Genomic DNA, 14,249 nt, shown 5'->3' with positions numbered 1-14,249 from the left:
AGCCCGGGGATCTCAGCGTGGCGCGACGACCTGAAGCGCCAGTTCGCCGACACCGGCGACGACGCCACGCAAGCGGTCGCCAACGACGACCGGACCAACGCCCTCCGGCGTCCCCGTGAAGATCAGGTCGCCCGCCTCCAGCCGGTAATAACGTGAGAAGAAGGCGATGATTTCGGGGATCGTCCAGATCATGTCGGAGATGTCGCCACGCTGGCGCGTCTCGCCGTTGATGTCGAGGCGGATATCACCCGCCTCGAGGACCTGCCCCGCAGCGGGGACGATCTGCGAGATCGGCGCGGCGCAGTCGAAGACCTTGCCGCTGTCCCATGGCCGGCCGTGGGCCTTCGCTTCGGCCTGCAGGTCGCGGCGCGTCATGTCCAGCCCCACGGCATAGCCCCAGATGCAGGCACGCGCGGCCTCGGGCGTGAGATTGCTGCCGCCGGCCCCCAGCGCGACGACGAGCTCGATCTCGTGGTGCACGTCCTTGCTTGCCGGCGGGTAGGGAAACTCGCCGCAATTTCCCGCGGACACGGGCAGCACGGCATCGGCCGGCTTGGTGAAGAAGAAGGGCGCCTCGCGGCTCGGATCGCCGCCCATTTCACGCGCATGCGCCGCGTAATTGCGCGCGATGCAGTAGATGCGACGCACGGGGAACAAGCCGCCCCCCGCAACGGGTACGGCGGGACGCGGGCCGGGTTCGATCACATAGGCTTCGGACATCTCTCGTTTCTCCGGAATCCACCACGGGCTTCCGCCCCGGGACGGAACACGGAGGGCCCTGGCTGGCGGGACATGACGGGTGGCGATCAGAACACAGGGGAGTTGACCGGGCAAGCGCCTGATGTTGTAATGCGAATCGTTCCTATTTGCTTTATCGCTCAAATCATGCCGGCTCAGGACACTCCGCACTGCCTCCCTCCCCGCTCGGCGGAAGCCGCGTCGTACGCCCGCGCTGCCGGCGATCCGGCAAGCACCGTGATTCCCAGCGAACGGCTGCTGCTGGGCCAGACCTGCGTGACGATCGACCATGACGGCACCCGCTACGTGTTGCGCGCAACGCGGGCCGGAAAGCTGATCCTGACGAAGTAATCCGTTCAGACCACCACGACAAACGGAACAACGAGGCTAGACTATGTATGTCTGTATCTGCAACGCCGTGACCGAACGCCACATCGACGAGGCAGTCAGCGACGGCGTGTCGACCCTGCGCGAACTGCGGACCCGACTGGGTGTTGCAGGTGAGTGCGGCCGCTGCGCAAGCTGCGCACGCGACTGCCTGCGCGCGGCGATGGCGGATCAGACGACGACAGCGAAACAGGCGATGGCCACATTCGCGCCCTCGTATTCCCTTGCCGTGGAGGCCGTATGAAAGGCGATAAGAAAGTCATTCAATACCTCAACAAGCAGCTGACCATCGAACTCACCGCCATCAACCAGTACTTCCTGCATGCGCGCATGTACAAGAACTGGGGCCTCGGGAAACTCGGCCATCACGAGTACGAAGAGTCGATCGAGGAGATGAAGCACGCCGACAAGCTGATCGAGCGCGTGCTGTTCCTCGAGGGACTGCCCAACCTGCAGAACCTCAACAAGCTGCTGATCGGCGAAAACGTTCCCGAATGCATCCAGGGCGACCTCAAGCTCGAACAGGGCGGACGCACGGAGCTGATCGAGGCGATCGCGTACTGCGAGTCCTGTAAGGACTACGTGTCGCGCGAGATCTTCGAGGAGATCCTCGAAGATACCGAGGAGCACATCGACTACCTGGAAACGCAACTCGAGCTGATCGACAAGGTCGGACTGCAGAATTACCTGCAGTCGCAGATGGGCAGCGCGAGCTGACGCGCGTCCATCCGTCGCGCCGGGCCCGGTAGCGCCGGCGCAAGCAAACACCGCAAGCCAGTTCTCCCGCAGAACGAGCCAGCACCAATGATCTAACGGAGAACTGGCAAGCATGCATACCCGACGCTTGGGCGAATTGAACGATTCCTCGTTGCGGCAAGGCCCGGCCTTTGCCGCACACCGCCTCGCGCTGTACGCGGCGTTCGCGGCGCTGATCTTCGATCAACTGCTCCGCTGAACGCAGCGCCCGGTTCCGCGCGATGTCGCACTCCCATGCCCTGCCTTCGGCTTCCGCCCTGCCTTCGGCTTCCTTTACGCCGCCACGCAGCGCAGCCGGCCGCCGGTCGCTGAGCTTCGCCCCGCCCGACGAAGGCATGCTACCCGAGCAACCGCCCCGCCTGCGTCGCCGCACCCCGCGCGGCGAGCGCGCCGCGGCCCTCGCGCTGGTAACGGTCGCACACATCGCGGCGCTCGCCGGGCTGGCACGTTTCGCACAGCGCCCCGTCGCCGTGCCGGAAACACCGATTTCGGTGGCCCTGATAGAACTGCCGGTACCGCTGCCGACCGTCGCCCCGACACCTCCGAAACCCGTCGTAGAGCCGCCGCCGAAACCGACCCCGCGCCCGCGCCCGCAGGCACTCCCCCCGAAAGCGGCACCGAAGACGGTGACCGAAGCGCCGACCGCGATCCGCCCCGAAACGCCTCCGCCGCAAGCGGCGCCGGAACCGGTGCGCGAGGCCGTCGCACCAACGCCTCCGGCACCGCCCGCGCCCGCTCGCCCCGCGCCCGAGGCGCCGCCCGCCGTGGTCGCTGCCCGTTTCGACGCGGCCTACCTGAACAACCCCGCGCCCGCCTATCCGCCCCTGTCGCGCCGCATGCGCGAGGAGGGCAAGGTGATGCTGCGCGTGCAGGTCAGCGCAGAGGGCTTGCCCGCGCGAGTCGATCTGGCAGAGAGTTCGGGCTTCGCGCGCCTCGACGCCGCGGCCCGCGACGCGGTGCAGCGCTGGCGCTTCGTGCCGGCGAAACAGGGCGGGCAGCCCGTCGCCGCCGCAGTCATCGTCCCCATCGTATTCAAACTCGAAGGAAACTGAACATGCTGACCGACACTTTCGGACTGTCCCACCTCTGGGCCCAGTCGGATATCGTCATCAAACTCGTCGCCTTCACCCTCGTGGTGATGTCGGTCGCGAGCTGGTATCTGATTGCGGTGCGCACGACGCGCCAGTTGCGCGCGCGCCGCTTCGACAGCGCGATCGAGGGCTTCTGGAGCGCCGCCAATCTCGACGAGGGCCTGCGCCGGGTGTCGCAGGTCGCGCCCGATTCGCCCTTCGAGGCGCTCGCGCGCCAGGGCGCGGCTGCGGCCGAGCACCTGCGCCGCCACACCGCCGCGGACACGCTGGGCGGCAAGCTGGACGCGGACGAGTTCGTCACGCGCGCGCTGCGCAAGTCGATCGCCCTGTCGACCGCGCAGCTCGAGTCGGGGCTCACGGTGCTCGCCTCGATCGGCTCGACCGCGCCCTTTGTCGGCCTGTTCGGCACGGTGTGGGGCATCTACCACGCGCTGATCGGCATCAGCACTTCGGGCGCGGCGACGATCGACAAGGTCGCCGGACCGGTGGGCGAGGCGCTGATCATGACGGCCTTCGGCCTGTTCGTCGCGATTCCGGCCGTGCTCGCATACAACACCTTCACGCGGGCGAACCGGCTGGAGCTTTCCGAACTGGACGCCTTCGCGCACGACCTGCACGCTTGGTTCACCACCGGGACGCGCCTTGCGAGTGCGCCCGCCGAGCAGTCGCCGCGTGCTGTCGCCCCCGGTGCGTCGGCCAAGCTCGCGGGAGCTGCGTGATGGCCTTCGGCAGCTTCAACGAGCAGGGCGGCTCGGCCCCGATGAGCGAGATCAACATGGTCCCCCTCATCGACGTGATGCTGGTGCTGTTGATCGTGTTCATGATCACCGCGCCGTTGCTCACGCACTCGGTCAAGATCGACCTGCCGACGGCGGCGAGCCAGGCGAGCAACGAGAAGCCCGACAACGTGACGCTGGCGCTCGACGGGGCGGGCATGCTGTACTGGAACGACCAGAAGATCGGCGACGAGGAGCTGGGCGCGCGGCTCGCCGCGGCGGCGGCCCAGCCGGTGCAGCCCGAGCTGCACCTGCGCGCCGATCGCGAGACGCGCTACCAGAAGCTCGCCGAGATCATGTCGGCGGCGCGCGCCGCAGGCATCCAGAAGATGGGCTTCATCACCGTTCCCGCGCACTGACCGACGGGGGCCTGACGGCCCCCGCTGCGTTTCATCCCCCCCGCCTTCCCGGCAAGCTCCCGCCGCCCGCAGCCGCCTGTGCCGCGGGGAACCCCGCGCTGCAATACGATACAAAGCACAAGCGGGCATTCGCTATCCTTCGCGCTGTGATCTCCATGCGTACACGGCCCCGCGCCAGCGCAGCGGAATATCCATTTGCCAAGCGGCAGCCCTGCGGCGAAACTTCAATGCTCGAACCAACAACTTGCCTGACCCATACATGACTGCCACCCCCGCGCCCAAGCCGCGCCGACTGCGCCGCGCCGTGATTGCCCTGGTCACCCTGGGCGTGCTGGGAGCCGGCGGATGGTTCGTATGGAACAGGTATTTCGCGCCGCCCGACGAGATGGCGCGCTACCAGTTCGCAACCGTGACGCGCGGGGACATCGAGGACGTCGTCACGGCCACCGGCACGTTGCAGCCGCGCGACTACGTCGATGTCGGCGCGCAGGTCTCGGGCCAGCTGAAGAAGATCCACGTCGAAGTCGGCTCCGAGGTCAAGGCGGGCGAGCTGCTCGCCGAGATCGACCCCGTCGTGCTGCAGAGCCGCGTCGACGCGACCCGCGCGCAGTTGCGCAACCTGCGCGCGCAGCTGATGGACCGCGAGGCGAGCCGGACGCTCGCCGAGGTGCAGGTGAAGCGCCAGCGCAACCTGATGGCCGAGGACGCCACCACGCGCGAGAGCCTGCAGAATGCCGAGGCCGCGCTGCAGTCCGCGCAGGCGCAGGTCGAGGCGATCAAGGCGCAGATCGACCAGACCGAATCGAACCTGCGTGCGGACGAGGCCAATCTGAACTACGCACGCATCTACGCGCCGATGTCCGGCACCGTCGTGTCGATCACCGCGCGCCAGGGCCAGACGCTGATCGCAAGCCAGCAGGCGCCGGTGATCCTGCGGGTTGCGGACCTGTCGACGATGACGGTGCAGACCCAGGTATCGGAAGCGGACGTGAGCCGCCTGCGCCTCGGCATGGACGCCTACTTCACGATCCTCGGCGGCGAAGGACGGCGCTGGGAAGGCAAGCTGCGCAAGATCGAGCCGACGCCCGTGGTGCAGAACAACGTAGTGCTCTTCAATGCGCTGTTCGACGTCGCCAACCCCAACCAGGCGCTGATGACGCAGATGACGGCGCAGGTATTCTTCGTCGTCGCCGCGGCGAAAGACACGCTGCTCGTGCCGATGTCGGCGCTGGCGGCCGGCCGCAGCGGGCGAGCGGAACGCGTAAAGACTGCGGCGACGGGCGGGGATGCGCGCCCCTCCGGCGCACCGGGCGCGGGCAGCCCCGGCGGGGACGCACCGCGGGGGGCGGAACCGAAGAAGGGCGCAGGCGGCGCGCCGCGCACGGTGACGGTCAAGGTTGCCCCGGCGGAAGGGCCACTGCAGGACCGCCAGGTCGAGATCGGCGTGCGCAGCCGCATCCAGGCCCAGGTGCTGTCCGGCCTCGAGGAAGGGGAGCGGATCGTGTCGGGCATGGCCACCGCGGACAAGGGCGGCAACGGCAGCGCACCGCGCCGCACGCCACGCATATGAAAGCCGAACCGCTGATCGCCGGACTGGACGCGGATTCGCCACGGCGCCAGCCGTCGGGCGAGCCGCTGATCGAGCTGTCCGGCATCACCAAGACTTTCCGCAGCGGGGAGCTCGCCGTCGAAGTGCTGCACGGCATCGACCTGACGATCTATCCGGGCGAGTTCGTCGCCATCGTCGGCAGCTCGGGTTCGGGCAAGTCGACGCTGATGAACATCCTCGGCTGCCTCGACCGCCCGACCACCGGCACCTACCGCTTCATGGGCCGCGACGTCGCTGCCTTCGAGCGTGACGAGCTCGCGCGCCTGCGGCGCGAGACGTTCGGCTTCGTGTTCCAGAGCTACAACCTGATCGGCGGCGCCAGCGCACGCGAGAACGTCGAGGTGCCGGCAGTCTACTCGGGCATGCCACCGGCCGAGCGCCATGCGCGCGCGACCGAATTGCTGACGGCGCTGGGCCTCGGTGAACGCACGAAAAACCGCCCCAGCCAGCTGTCCGGCGGCCAGCAGCAGCGCGTGTCGATCGCCCGCGCGCTGATGAACGGCGGGCGCGTGATCCTTGCCGACGAACCGACCGGCGCGCTCGACAGCAAGAGCGGCGCCGAGGTGATGCAGCTCCTGCGCGAGCTCTCGGCGGCGGGGCACACGATCATCCTGATCACGCACGAGCGCGAAGTCGCCGACCAGGCGCAGCGCATCATCGAGATCCGCGACGGCAGCGTCGTTTCCGACCCGGGGCCGCGGCCCCCCGTGGCCGCCGAGCCGGACTTCGCCCCGCACATCGACCGCACCTCGCACCTGTCGGACCTCGTCGAGGCGACCCGCACGGCGCTGCGGGCGCTGCGGGCGAACCTCTTCCGCGCGGCGCTCACGCTGCTGGGCATCGTCATCGGCGTCGCGGCGGTGATCGCGATGCTGGCGATCGGCGACGGCGCGAAACAGGACGTCATCGACCGCATCAGCTCGATGGGCACGAACCTCCTCACGGTGCGACCCGGCGCACCCAACCAGCGCGGCCGCGACACGACCGCGACGCTGGTGCGCGAGGACGTGGCGGCCATCATCGAGCTGCCCAACGTGCTCGCCGCGGTGCCGGAACAGAGCACCGGCATAACGGTGCGCTACGGCAGCGCCGACCACCGCACCTCGGCGACGGCGACCGGCGCCGACTACACGATCGCGCGCGACTGGCCGGTCGCACGGGGCACCTTCTTCAGCGCCGCCGACGAGCGCCGCTATGCAACCGTCGCCGCGATCGGCCAGACCGTCGCGCAGGCCCTGTTCGGCGACGAGGATCCGATCGGCAAGTACGTGCTCGTGAATAACCTCGTGTTCCAGGTGGTCGGGGTGATGGGACCGATGGGCGCAACGCCGTGGGGCTCGGACCAGGACGACGTGATCTTCGTCCCCTTCACGACCGGCAGCCTGCGCCTGACCGGCCAGCGCCACCTGCGCAGCGCCATCGTCGCGGTGGAGGACGTCGAACAGATCGACGACACGCAGGAGGCCGTGCGCGCGCTGCTGCAGACGCGCCACTCCGGCATCGAGGACTTCCAGATCCGCAACATGGCGCAGGTGATCGAGAGCGCATCGGAGACGCAGAACACGCTGACGGTGCTGCTCGGCACCGTCGCGGCGATCTCGCTGCTGGTGGGCGGCATCGGCGTCATGAACATCATGCTGGTGTCGGTCACCGAGCGCACGCGCGAGATCGGCATCCGCATGGCGACCGGGGCGCGCATGAAAAACATCCTGCAGCAGTTCCTGATCGAGGCGCTGGTCGTTTCCGCGCTGGGGGGCCTGATCGGCGTCGCCGTCGGCCTGGGCGCCGCGGCCGTCATCGAGGCCTTCGACAAGCCCGTCGTCTATTCGCTGCCGCCCGTGCTGCTCGCCTTCGGTTGCGCCTTCGCGACCGGCCTGATCTTCGGTTACCTGCCCGCGCGCAAGGCCGCCCGCCTCGACCCGGTCGTCGCCCTTGCGTCGGAGTGATCCCTCCATGAGCCCCCCCCTTCCCCGCCCCCCCCTCGGCCCGCTCCGTTCGCGCCGACTCGTGCCGGCGCTCGCCGCCAGCCTCGTGCTCGCGCTGTCGGCTTGTGCCGTGACCGAGCCCGCGACGCGCGCGGACATCGCGCTTCCCGCCACCTGGAGCGAACCCGCGGGCGGTACCGAGCGCCCCGACCCGCAGTGGTGGCAAAGCTTCGGCTCGAACGAACTGGCCAGGCTGATCGCCGCCGCGGTCGCGGACAACCCCGATTTCCGTGCCGCCGTCGAACGCGTCCGGCAGGCCGAGATCGCGCTGCGCGTGGCCGACGCCTCCCTGCTGCCCGCGGCGAACGTGGGCGGCAATACCGGATGGCGGCGCAGCGATCCCGGCGACGGCGCGCGTGTCGTGGACAGCGAATCGTCCGGCGCCAACCTGACTATCAGCTACGAGGTCGACCTGTGGGGCCGACTCGCGGCGGACGTGCGCGGCGCCGACGCGAGCTTCGCCGCCAGCCGCCACGATCATGATGCCGCACGCCTGACGCTGGTCGCGGGCGTCGCGAACACCTGGTTCGAATTGCTTGCCGCACGCGACCGCCTCGTCATCGCACGCGACAACCTCGCGATCGCCGAGCGTGTGTTCGGCATCGTCGAGACGCGCTACCGCAACGGCGCGGCGTCCGCCCTCGACGTGAGCCGCCAGCGCAGCACGGTTCTAGCGCAGCGTGCGGCCCTGCTGCCGCTCGAGACGCTGGAGCGCCAGACCCTCGGCGCGCTCGCCCTGCTCGTGGGCCGGCCGCCACAGGATTTCCGTGTCGCGGACGAGGCTCTTGCGTCGCTCGCCGTTCCGTCGGCCGCGCCGGGACTGCCCGCCGAACTGCTCGTGCGCCGCCCCGACCTAGCGAGCGCCGAGGCCCGCCTCGCCGCGGCCGATGCCGACGTCGCGGCCGCCCGCGCCGCCCTGCTGCCGCGCATCGAGCTCTCCGGCTCCGCCGGCCTCGCGAGCACGGCCCTGCTTTCGCTGGCGAATCCCGCCAGCACCGTGGGCCTGAGCGCGGGACTCGCCCACACGCTGTTCGACGGCGGCCGGCTGCGCAGCGAAGTCGAGGCGACGCAGTCGCGGCGGCGGGCGCTGGTCGAGAACTACCGCTCGGCGGTGCATGTCGCCCTGAAGGAAGTCGAGGATGCCCTCGGCAACGCCGAGCGCGACCGCCGGCTCGAAGACAGCCAGCAGGAGATCCGCAGCGAGGCGGCACGCAGCCTGCGCCTGGCGGAGTTGCGCTACCGCGAAGGCGCCGACGAGCTGCTGACGGTGCTCGACGCGCAGCGCACGCTGTTCCAGGCACAGGACCAGCTCGCGCAGCTGCGGCTCGCGCGCCTCAATGGCGCGGTGACGCTGTACAAGGTGCTCGGCGGCGGCTGGTCCGCCGCGAGCGCGAACCCGCTCGCGCCTCCGGGCTGAAGGGCGCTTCCGGCCGCACGAAAGCCAGTCCCCGCCCATCGGCGCCCGGTCCCGCGCATTCGGGGTGACGTCGTCACCGCGTCCCGCCTCCGCCGCCCCCGGCCCTGCGAAATCCCGTGCGCGAGCGGCTTCGGCCGCGAAATCGGCGTCTGGCACACCCCCACCGCTTGATTCGCGGTTGAAGCGGCTTCGACGAAGAAAAGCCCCGCCTTGCCCGCTGCATATCCTGCCGTACGGGCCATGCGACTGCGGCATAGTGCATTTTCGTACTTGCGATTGATTCGCATTATCCTTATTATTCCCATCGATCCTGATCGAATGCGCCGCGTTGCTTCTCGCGGACACAAACCACAAGGAAAACCCTGCATGTCCCGCATCCCGTTCCGCCCCCTGGCCCTAGCCGCCCTCGCCTCGCTGTCCTTCGCCGCACACGCCCTCGAATACCCCATCGGCACGCCGCAGCAGCGCAACGGGATGGAGATCGCGGCAGTCTACCTGCAGCCGATCGACATGGAGCCGGAAGGCATGATGAAGAAGGCGTCCGAAACCGACATCCACATCGAGGCCGACGTCCGTGCGCTGGCGAACAACCCGAACGGCTTCGAGGAAGGCAGCTGGATTCCCTACCTGACGGTCAAGTTCGAGATCTCCAAGGTCGGCAGCGACTGGAAGCTCGCCGGCGACTTCATGCCCATGGTCGCGAGCGACGGCCCGCACTACGGCGACAACGTCAAGCTCGCCGGTCCGGGCAAGTACAAGGTCAAGTACACGATCCTGCCGCCGGGCGCCGACCACGGCAGCCACTTCGGCCGCCACACCGACCGCGCCACCGGCGTGCGCCCGTGGTTCAAGGCCTTCGAGGTCGAAAACGAATTCACCTACGCCGGCGTCGGCAAGAAGGGCGGCTACTGATGCGGGCAGCACGCATTGCCCGCACGGCGATCGCGGTCGCCGTGGCAGGTCTGTCGTGCGCCAGCCAGGCGGCACCGACGGCGCAGGACAAGCTCCTCGCCGAACTGAAGCGGCTCGCCGAGCGCGTCGAAAAACTCGAGAAGCGCAATACCGAACTTGAAGCGAAGCTCGCGGCGGGCACTGCTGCGCCGGCCCCCGGGCTGGCACAGCGGGTTCAGGCGCTGGAGCAGGCGAACCAGGAACTGGCCGCCAGCCTCGAGAGCGACCGCATCAGCGAACGCGAACCGGAGATCGCGATCCGGCTCAAGGCCATCGAGGAGCGGACCAACTCGATGGGCGCACCGACGCACCTGGCGAAGACGCTGGAAGGCATCTCGGTCGAAGGCAGCGTTGTCGCGGTGGCCCAGCAGATCAACGGCCGCGCGCGCGACAACGGAGAGAGGGAATCGCAGCTGTCGTGGCGCGGCGACCTGGGCATCACGCTGCCGGCCGGCGACATCGGCGCCGGCAAGGGCGAGTTTTTCACCCAGCTGCGCATGGGCCAGGGCGACAGCTTCACGCGCCTGAATCCCACCTTCACCGGCGCCTTCAACAGCCTCGCGTTCCAGCCGCAGAACAACCCCCCGGACAATACCTACGCGATCGTCGCGCAGGCCTGGTACCAGCTCACGACGCCCCTGGGCGACGCAGCGAACTCGCCGCACAGCCTGCAGTTCACGGTCGGCAAGATGGACCCCTTCGTGTTCTTCGACCAGAACGCGATCGCCGACAACGAGGCGGAGAAGTTCCTCAACAACGTCTTCGTGCATAACCCGATGCTGGATTCGGGCGGCGCGGTCGGCGCCGACAGCTATGGCTTCACGCCCGGCATGCGCCTCGCGTACCGCAACGAGATGGACAAGCCGGACTGGTGGCAGGTCTCGCTCGCGGCCTTCGGTGCGGGCGAAGGCGCAAAATTCGGGCGCAGCTTCAACCAGCCCTTCGTCATCGGCCAGCTCGAATACGGGCGCAAGAACTACGGCTTCAACGGCACTTACCGCCTGTACGCCTGGCGCAACGGACAGTACGAGGGCTTCGACGGCTCGCGCGATTCGACGACCGGCTGGGGCGCCAGCATCGACCAGCGCGTGCATGAGGACGTCTCGCTGTTCGCGCGCTACGGCCAGTCGACCTCGGGCAAGACGGCCTTCGATCGCGCCGTTACCGTGGGTGGAGAGCTGACCGGCGACGCCTGGGGCCGCGGCGCCGACAGCGTCGGCCTCGCGTGGGGTTGGCTGCGTGCAAGCAAGGACTTCCGCCGCGAAGCCGCCGACCTGCAGGATGGGGACGGCAACTTCCTGTTCGGCTACACCCCGAGCGGGGCCGAACAGGTCGCCGAGCTGTACTACCGCTGGCACCTGAACGATCAGCTGTCGCTGACGCCCGACCTGCAGTACGTGCGTCGCGCCGCTGCGAACCGCGACGCGAAGAACATGACCGCGTTCGGAGTACGCGCCCTGTATGCGTTCTGAGCGCCGACGCGCCTGCCGCCCTGCCCGGTTTCCCGCCGGGCGGGGCTTTTGCATTTCCACGGTGAGAACCCGCCAGCCATGAAGATTCCAGCCAGCCTGCCCGCCTCCGTCCTGGGCATGACCCTCGCCGCCGCCTTCCTCGCCGCGCCCGCCGCGGCACGCGCCGACATGCCGACCTTCGAGGTCGTCGCGGAAAACGGGCGTTTCACGCCCGACACGATCGAAGTGCCCGCCAACACCCGCTTCCGCCTGCAGCTGACGAACCGCAACGTCGGCCCCGAAGAGTTCGAGACGAGCACGCCGTTCAAGGAGCTCGTGGTCGGACCGGGCGTCTCGCGCACCACGATCTTTCCGCCGCTGAAGCCGGGCACCTACCCCTTCTTCGGCGAATTCCATCCCGAGACGGCGAAGGGCCGTTTCGTCGCGAAGTAAGGTTTTCCGGAGGCAGGCATCATGGGCAACGCACTGTTCATCGTGTGGCGCGAGAGCGTCGAGGCGATCCTGATCATCAGCATCCTGCTCGCGTGGATCCGCGAACGCGGCGACACCCGGATCGGCGTACATCACCTGTGGGCGGGCGTCGCCGGCGGGCTGGTGCTGGCAGGCTTCATCGCGCTGGCGATGCTGGGCGTGCATGGCTGGCTCGCGGCCGACGCGCTGGAGCTGTTCCAGACCGCGATCGTGTTCGCGGCGGCGGGCCTGATCACCCATATGGTGTTGTGGATGCGCTCGCACGGGCGCCACATGAAGCGCGAACTGGAGGCCGGCCTCTCACGCGCCGCGGATTCGGCCGGCGGCGCCTCGGTCGCGTTGCTCGCGGCGATCGCCGTGGGCCGCGAGGGGGCCGAGACGGTGCTGTTCCTGTACGGCCTGGCGATGGAGCAGTCCGGCGACACGCTCGCACGCCTGTTCGGGGGGGCCGGCATCGGCTTCGCGCTGGCGCTCGCGACCGCGTGGGTGATCCTGTCGGGGGCGCGCAGGCTACCCGGTCGCCTGTTCTTCCGCGTGAGCGAGGTGGTGCTGCTACTGCTCGCCGCCGCCCTGCTGGTGTCCGGCGTCGAGCGCCTGATCGACCTGGAATGGCTGCCGCCGCTCATCGAACCGGTGTGGGACAGTTCGGCGCTGCTCGAGGATGGCAGCACCGCGGGCGGCATCGCCGCGGCCTTTGCGGGCTATCGCGCCCAGCCCTCGCTGATGGTGCTGATCGCGTGGCTGAGCTACTGGGGCGTGGTTGCGCTGCTCGGGCGCCTGCAGCGGAGGTCCGCGACATGAACACCTGCGCGGCCCCAGCTCCCTCCTCGCCGCGCCTCGCCCGCGTGGGCGAGCTGATGCGCCGCCATCGCGGCTGGATCCTCGGCGCGCAGTGGGTGATCCTCGCGGCCTACCTGTTCCTCGTCATCACACCCGCCTTCCTGCCGTTGCCGGACTCCGGCGCGCACCTGTGGAACAACCTGACGCTGCTCGCGCAGTTCGCGTTCTGGGGCATCTGGTGGCCCTTCGTGCTGGTGTCGATGATGCTGATGGGACGCGTGTGGTGCGGCGTGATGTGCCCGGAAGGCTTCCTCTCCGAACAGGTGTCGCGCTTCGGCCTCGGCCGGCCGGTGCCGCGCTGGATCAAGTGGGGCGGCTGGCCCTTCGTCGCCTTCCTCGGCACGACGGTGTATGGCCAGCTCGTGAGCGTGTACGAGTATCCCAAGGCGGCGCTGCTGGTGCTGGGCGGCTCGACCGTCGCCGCGGTCGCGATCGGTCTCGTCTATGGCCGCGGCAAGCGCGTGTGGTGCCGCCACCTGTGCCCGGTCAATGGCGTGTTCGGGCTGCTGTCGCGCCTCGCGCCGGTGCATTTCCGCACCGACCGCGCGGCGTGGGAGTCCTTCGGCAACGGCGAACGCGCGAAGAAGGTGATCCCGATCAACTGCGCCCCGCTGGTGGACATCCGCCGCATGGAAAGCGCCGCCGACTGCCACATGTGCGGACGCTGCGCAGGGCATCGCGACGCCGTGAGCCTTGCCGCGCGCGTGCCCGGCAGCGAGGTCGCGCAGCTCGACGCGCAGGACGCCGACCGCTGGGAAGTGCGCCTGCTGGTGTTCGGCATCATCGGCACGGCGATCGGCGCCTTCCAGTGGTCGGCCTCGCCGTGGTTCGTGCGCGCGAAGCTCGCCGCCGCGGAGTGGCTGGTCGAGCGCGACGCCTTCGCGCTGCTCGGCGACGACATCCCGTGGTGGCTGCTGACGCATTACCCGGAAGCCAACGACGTGTTCACGTGGCTCGACGGACTGCTGATCCTCACCTACATCGGCTTGACGGCGCTGGTGCTCGGCGGCTGGATCACGCTGTGGCTGCGCGTCGCCGCCAACCTGCTGGGCGACGCCCCCGCGCGCCTGCGGCTCGCCTACGCGCTGATCCCGCTAGGCGGCGCCGGCGTGTTCCTCGGGCTCTCGGGCCTGACCGTGACTCTGCTCTCGGCCGAAGGCGTGATCCTCACGGCGCTGCCCGAAGCGCGCGGCACACTGCTCGCGGTGGCGGCCCTGGCGAGCCTCGCCCTCGCCATCAGCCACGTCCGCCGCACTGCGGCACCGACGCTGCGGCGCCTCGGCGCACTGTCCGCCTTCGCCGCCGCCGCCGCCGCGGCAGTCGTGCCCTGGGTGCTCATGTATTACATCTGGTAGGACAGACGGGTCGATCTTGCCACGCAAATAATCTAACCTGTG

At 69.1% G+C, this 14,249-nt stretch carries 16 protein-coding genes; 15 read left to right on the top strand and 1 reads right to left on the bottom strand.

Annotated elements, in window-relative coordinates; genetic code table 11:
* Nucleotides 1-12: 12 nt before the first annotated feature.
* Nucleotides 13-720 carry a fumarylacetoacetate hydrolase family protein gene (locus tag F464_RS0101135; protein WP_018987925.1) on the bottom strand — a complete coding sequence of 236 codons (708 nt, stop codon included), beginning with the start codon at nucleotides 718-720 and terminating at the stop codon, nucleotides 13-15.
* 255 nt (nucleotides 721-975) lie between these two features.
* On the opposite strand from F464_RS0101135, the gene hemP reads away from it, so the two are divergent.
* The 15 genes from hemP (at nucleotide 976) to F464_RS0101060 (ending at nucleotide 14,207) form a co-directional block, all read left to right on the top strand.
* Nucleotides 976-1,089, top strand: a complete 114-nt coding sequence (hemP, locus tag F464_RS31490) for a hemin uptake protein HemP (protein ID WP_228215997.1) — start codon at nucleotides 976-978, stop codon at nucleotides 1,087-1,089.
* 43 nt (nucleotides 1,090-1,132) lie between these two features.
* On the top strand, nucleotides 1,133-1,369 hold the full coding sequence (locus F464_RS0101125) for a (2Fe-2S)-binding protein (protein WP_018987923.1): 237 nt from the start codon (nucleotides 1,133-1,135) through the stop codon (nucleotides 1,367-1,369).
* On the top strand, nucleotides 1,366-1,842 hold the full coding sequence (gene bfr / locus F464_RS0101120; RefSeq protein ID WP_018987922.1) for a bacterioferritin: 477 nt from the start codon (nucleotides 1,366-1,368) through the stop codon (nucleotides 1,840-1,842). Before F464_RS0101125 ends, bfr begins: the two co-directional genes overlap by 4 nt.
* Before the next feature lie 112 nt (nucleotides 1,843-1,954).
* Nucleotides 1,955-2,080: a hypothetical protein gene (locus F464_RS31870; RefSeq protein WP_018987921.1), complete on the top strand. Its 126-nt coding sequence runs from the start codon at nucleotides 1,955-1,957 to the stop codon at nucleotides 2,078-2,080.
* Between the two features lie 22 nt (nucleotides 2,081-2,102).
* Nucleotides 2,103-2,933 (top strand): energy transducer TonB, encoded by an 831-nt coding sequence (locus tag F464_RS0101110; protein WP_228215998.1) that lies wholly within the window; start codon nucleotides 2,103-2,105, stop codon nucleotides 2,931-2,933.
* A 2-nt stretch (nucleotides 2,934-2,935) separates the two neighbouring features.
* Nucleotides 2,936-3,691: a MotA/TolQ/ExbB proton channel family protein gene (locus F464_RS0101105; protein ID WP_018987919.1), complete on the top strand. Its 756-nt coding sequence runs from the start codon at nucleotides 2,936-2,938 to the stop codon at nucleotides 3,689-3,691.
* Nucleotides 3,691-4,107 carry an ExbD/TolR family protein gene (locus F464_RS0101100; RefSeq protein WP_018987918.1) on the top strand — a complete coding sequence of 139 codons (417 nt, stop codon included), beginning with the start codon at nucleotides 3,691-3,693 and terminating at the stop codon, nucleotides 4,105-4,107. Before F464_RS0101105 ends, F464_RS0101100 begins: the two co-directional genes overlap by 1 nt.
* A gap of 259 nt (nucleotides 4,108-4,366) precedes the next feature.
* Nucleotides 4,367-5,677, top strand: coding sequence for an efflux RND transporter periplasmic adaptor subunit (locus tag F464_RS0101095; RefSeq protein WP_018987917.1), 1,311 nt, complete (start codon nucleotides 4,367-4,369; stop codon nucleotides 5,675-5,677).
* Complete coding sequence (locus F464_RS0101090) at nucleotides 5,674-7,662, top strand: MacB family efflux pump subunit (RefSeq protein ID WP_018987916.1); 1,989 nt, start codon at nucleotides 5,674-5,676, stop codon at nucleotides 7,660-7,662. The genes F464_RS0101095 and F464_RS0101090 overlap by 4 nt, the downstream gene beginning before the upstream one ends.
* A 7-nt stretch (nucleotides 7,663-7,669) precedes the next feature.
* Entirely contained in the window at nucleotides 7,670-9,118 is a 1,449-nt protein-coding gene (locus F464_RS0101085) for an efflux transporter outer membrane subunit (protein WP_084600396.1), read from the top strand.
* Between the two features lie 366 nt (nucleotides 9,119-9,484).
* Nucleotides 9,485-10,030, top strand: a complete 546-nt coding sequence (locus tag F464_RS0101080; RefSeq protein ID WP_018987914.1) for an iron transporter — start codon at nucleotides 9,485-9,487, stop codon at nucleotides 10,028-10,030.
* A complete protein-coding gene (locus F464_RS0101075) occupies nucleotides 10,030-11,541 on the top strand; it encodes a carbohydrate porin (RefSeq protein WP_018987913.1) in 1,512 nt (503 codons plus the stop codon). Before F464_RS0101080 ends, F464_RS0101075 begins: the two co-directional genes overlap by 1 nt.
* 78 nt (nucleotides 11,542-11,619) lie before the next feature.
* On the top strand, nucleotides 11,620-11,973 hold the full coding sequence (locus F464_RS0101070; protein ID WP_018987912.1) for a cupredoxin domain-containing protein: 354 nt from the start codon (nucleotides 11,620-11,622) through the stop codon (nucleotides 11,971-11,973).
* A gap of 21 nt (nucleotides 11,974-11,994) precedes the next feature.
* Nucleotides 11,995-12,813, top strand: a complete 819-nt coding sequence (locus tag F464_RS0101065) for an FTR1 family iron permease (RefSeq protein ID WP_018987911.1) — start codon at nucleotides 11,995-11,997, stop codon at nucleotides 12,811-12,813.
* Nucleotides 12,810-14,207 carry a 4Fe-4S binding protein gene (locus F464_RS0101060; RefSeq protein ID WP_018987910.1) on the top strand — a complete coding sequence of 466 codons (1,398 nt, stop codon included), beginning with the start codon at nucleotides 12,810-12,812 and terminating at the stop codon, nucleotides 14,205-14,207. The genes F464_RS0101065 and F464_RS0101060 overlap by 4 nt, the downstream gene beginning before the upstream one ends.
* The last annotated feature ends 42 nt before the right edge of the window (nucleotides 14,208-14,249 follow it).

It is taken from the genome of Aromatoleum toluclasticum ATCC 700605 (assembly GCF_000378245.1).
In the GTDB taxonomy this organism is placed as follows: domain Bacteria; phylum Pseudomonadota; class Gammaproteobacteria; order Burkholderiales; family Rhodocyclaceae; genus Aromatoleum; species Aromatoleum toluclasticum.
The sequence above is the reverse complement of the archived record's forward strand: the minus strand, read 5'-3'. Positions and strand labels throughout refer to the sequence as shown.

Coding starts and splice junctions, on each gene's coding strand:
- F464_RS0101060 (WP_018987910.1), top strand. CDS start 12,810: ATGAACACCTGCGCGGCCCCAGCTCCCTCCTCGCCGCGCCTCGCCCGC.
- F464_RS0101075 (WP_018987913.1), top strand. CDS start 10,030: ATGCGGGCAGCACGCATTGCCCGCACGGCGATCGCGGTCGCCGTGGCA.
- F464_RS0101085 (WP_084600396.1), top strand. CDS start 7,670: ATGAGCCCCCCCCTTCCCCGCCCCCCCCTCGGCCCGCTCCGTTCGCGC.
- bfr (WP_018987922.1), top strand. CDS start 1,366: ATGAAAGGCGATAAGAAAGTCATTCAATACCTCAACAAGCAGCTGACC.
- F464_RS0101135 (WP_018987925.1), bottom strand. CDS start 720: ATGTCCGAAGCCTATGTGATCGAACCCGGCCCGCGTCCCGCCGTACCC.
- F464_RS0101070 (WP_018987912.1), top strand. CDS start 11,620: ATGAAGATTCCAGCCAGCCTGCCCGCCTCCGTCCTGGGCATGACCCTC.
- F464_RS0101105 (WP_018987919.1), top strand. CDS start 2,936: ATGCTGACCGACACTTTCGGACTGTCCCACCTCTGGGCCCAGTCGGAT.
- F464_RS0101080 (WP_018987914.1), top strand. CDS start 9,485: ATGTCCCGCATCCCGTTCCGCCCCCTGGCCCTAGCCGCCCTCGCCTCG.
- F464_RS0101100 (WP_018987918.1), top strand. CDS start 3,691: ATGGCCTTCGGCAGCTTCAACGAGCAGGGCGGCTCGGCCCCGATGAGC.
- F464_RS0101125 (WP_018987923.1), top strand. CDS start 1,133: ATGTATGTCTGTATCTGCAACGCCGTGACCGAACGCCACATCGACGAG.
- F464_RS0101065 (WP_018987911.1), top strand. CDS start 11,995: ATGGGCAACGCACTGTTCATCGTGTGGCGCGAGAGCGTCGAGGCGATC.
- F464_RS0101110 (WP_228215998.1), top strand. CDS start 2,103: ATGTCGCACTCCCATGCCCTGCCTTCGGCTTCCGCCCTGCCTTCGGCT.
- F464_RS31870 (WP_018987921.1), top strand. CDS start 1,955: ATGCATACCCGACGCTTGGGCGAATTGAACGATTCCTCGTTGCGGCAA.
- F464_RS0101095 (WP_018987917.1), top strand. CDS start 4,367: ATGACTGCCACCCCCGCGCCCAAGCCGCGCCGACTGCGCCGCGCCGTG.
- F464_RS0101090 (WP_018987916.1), top strand. CDS start 5,674: ATGAAAGCCGAACCGCTGATCGCCGGACTGGACGCGGATTCGCCACGG.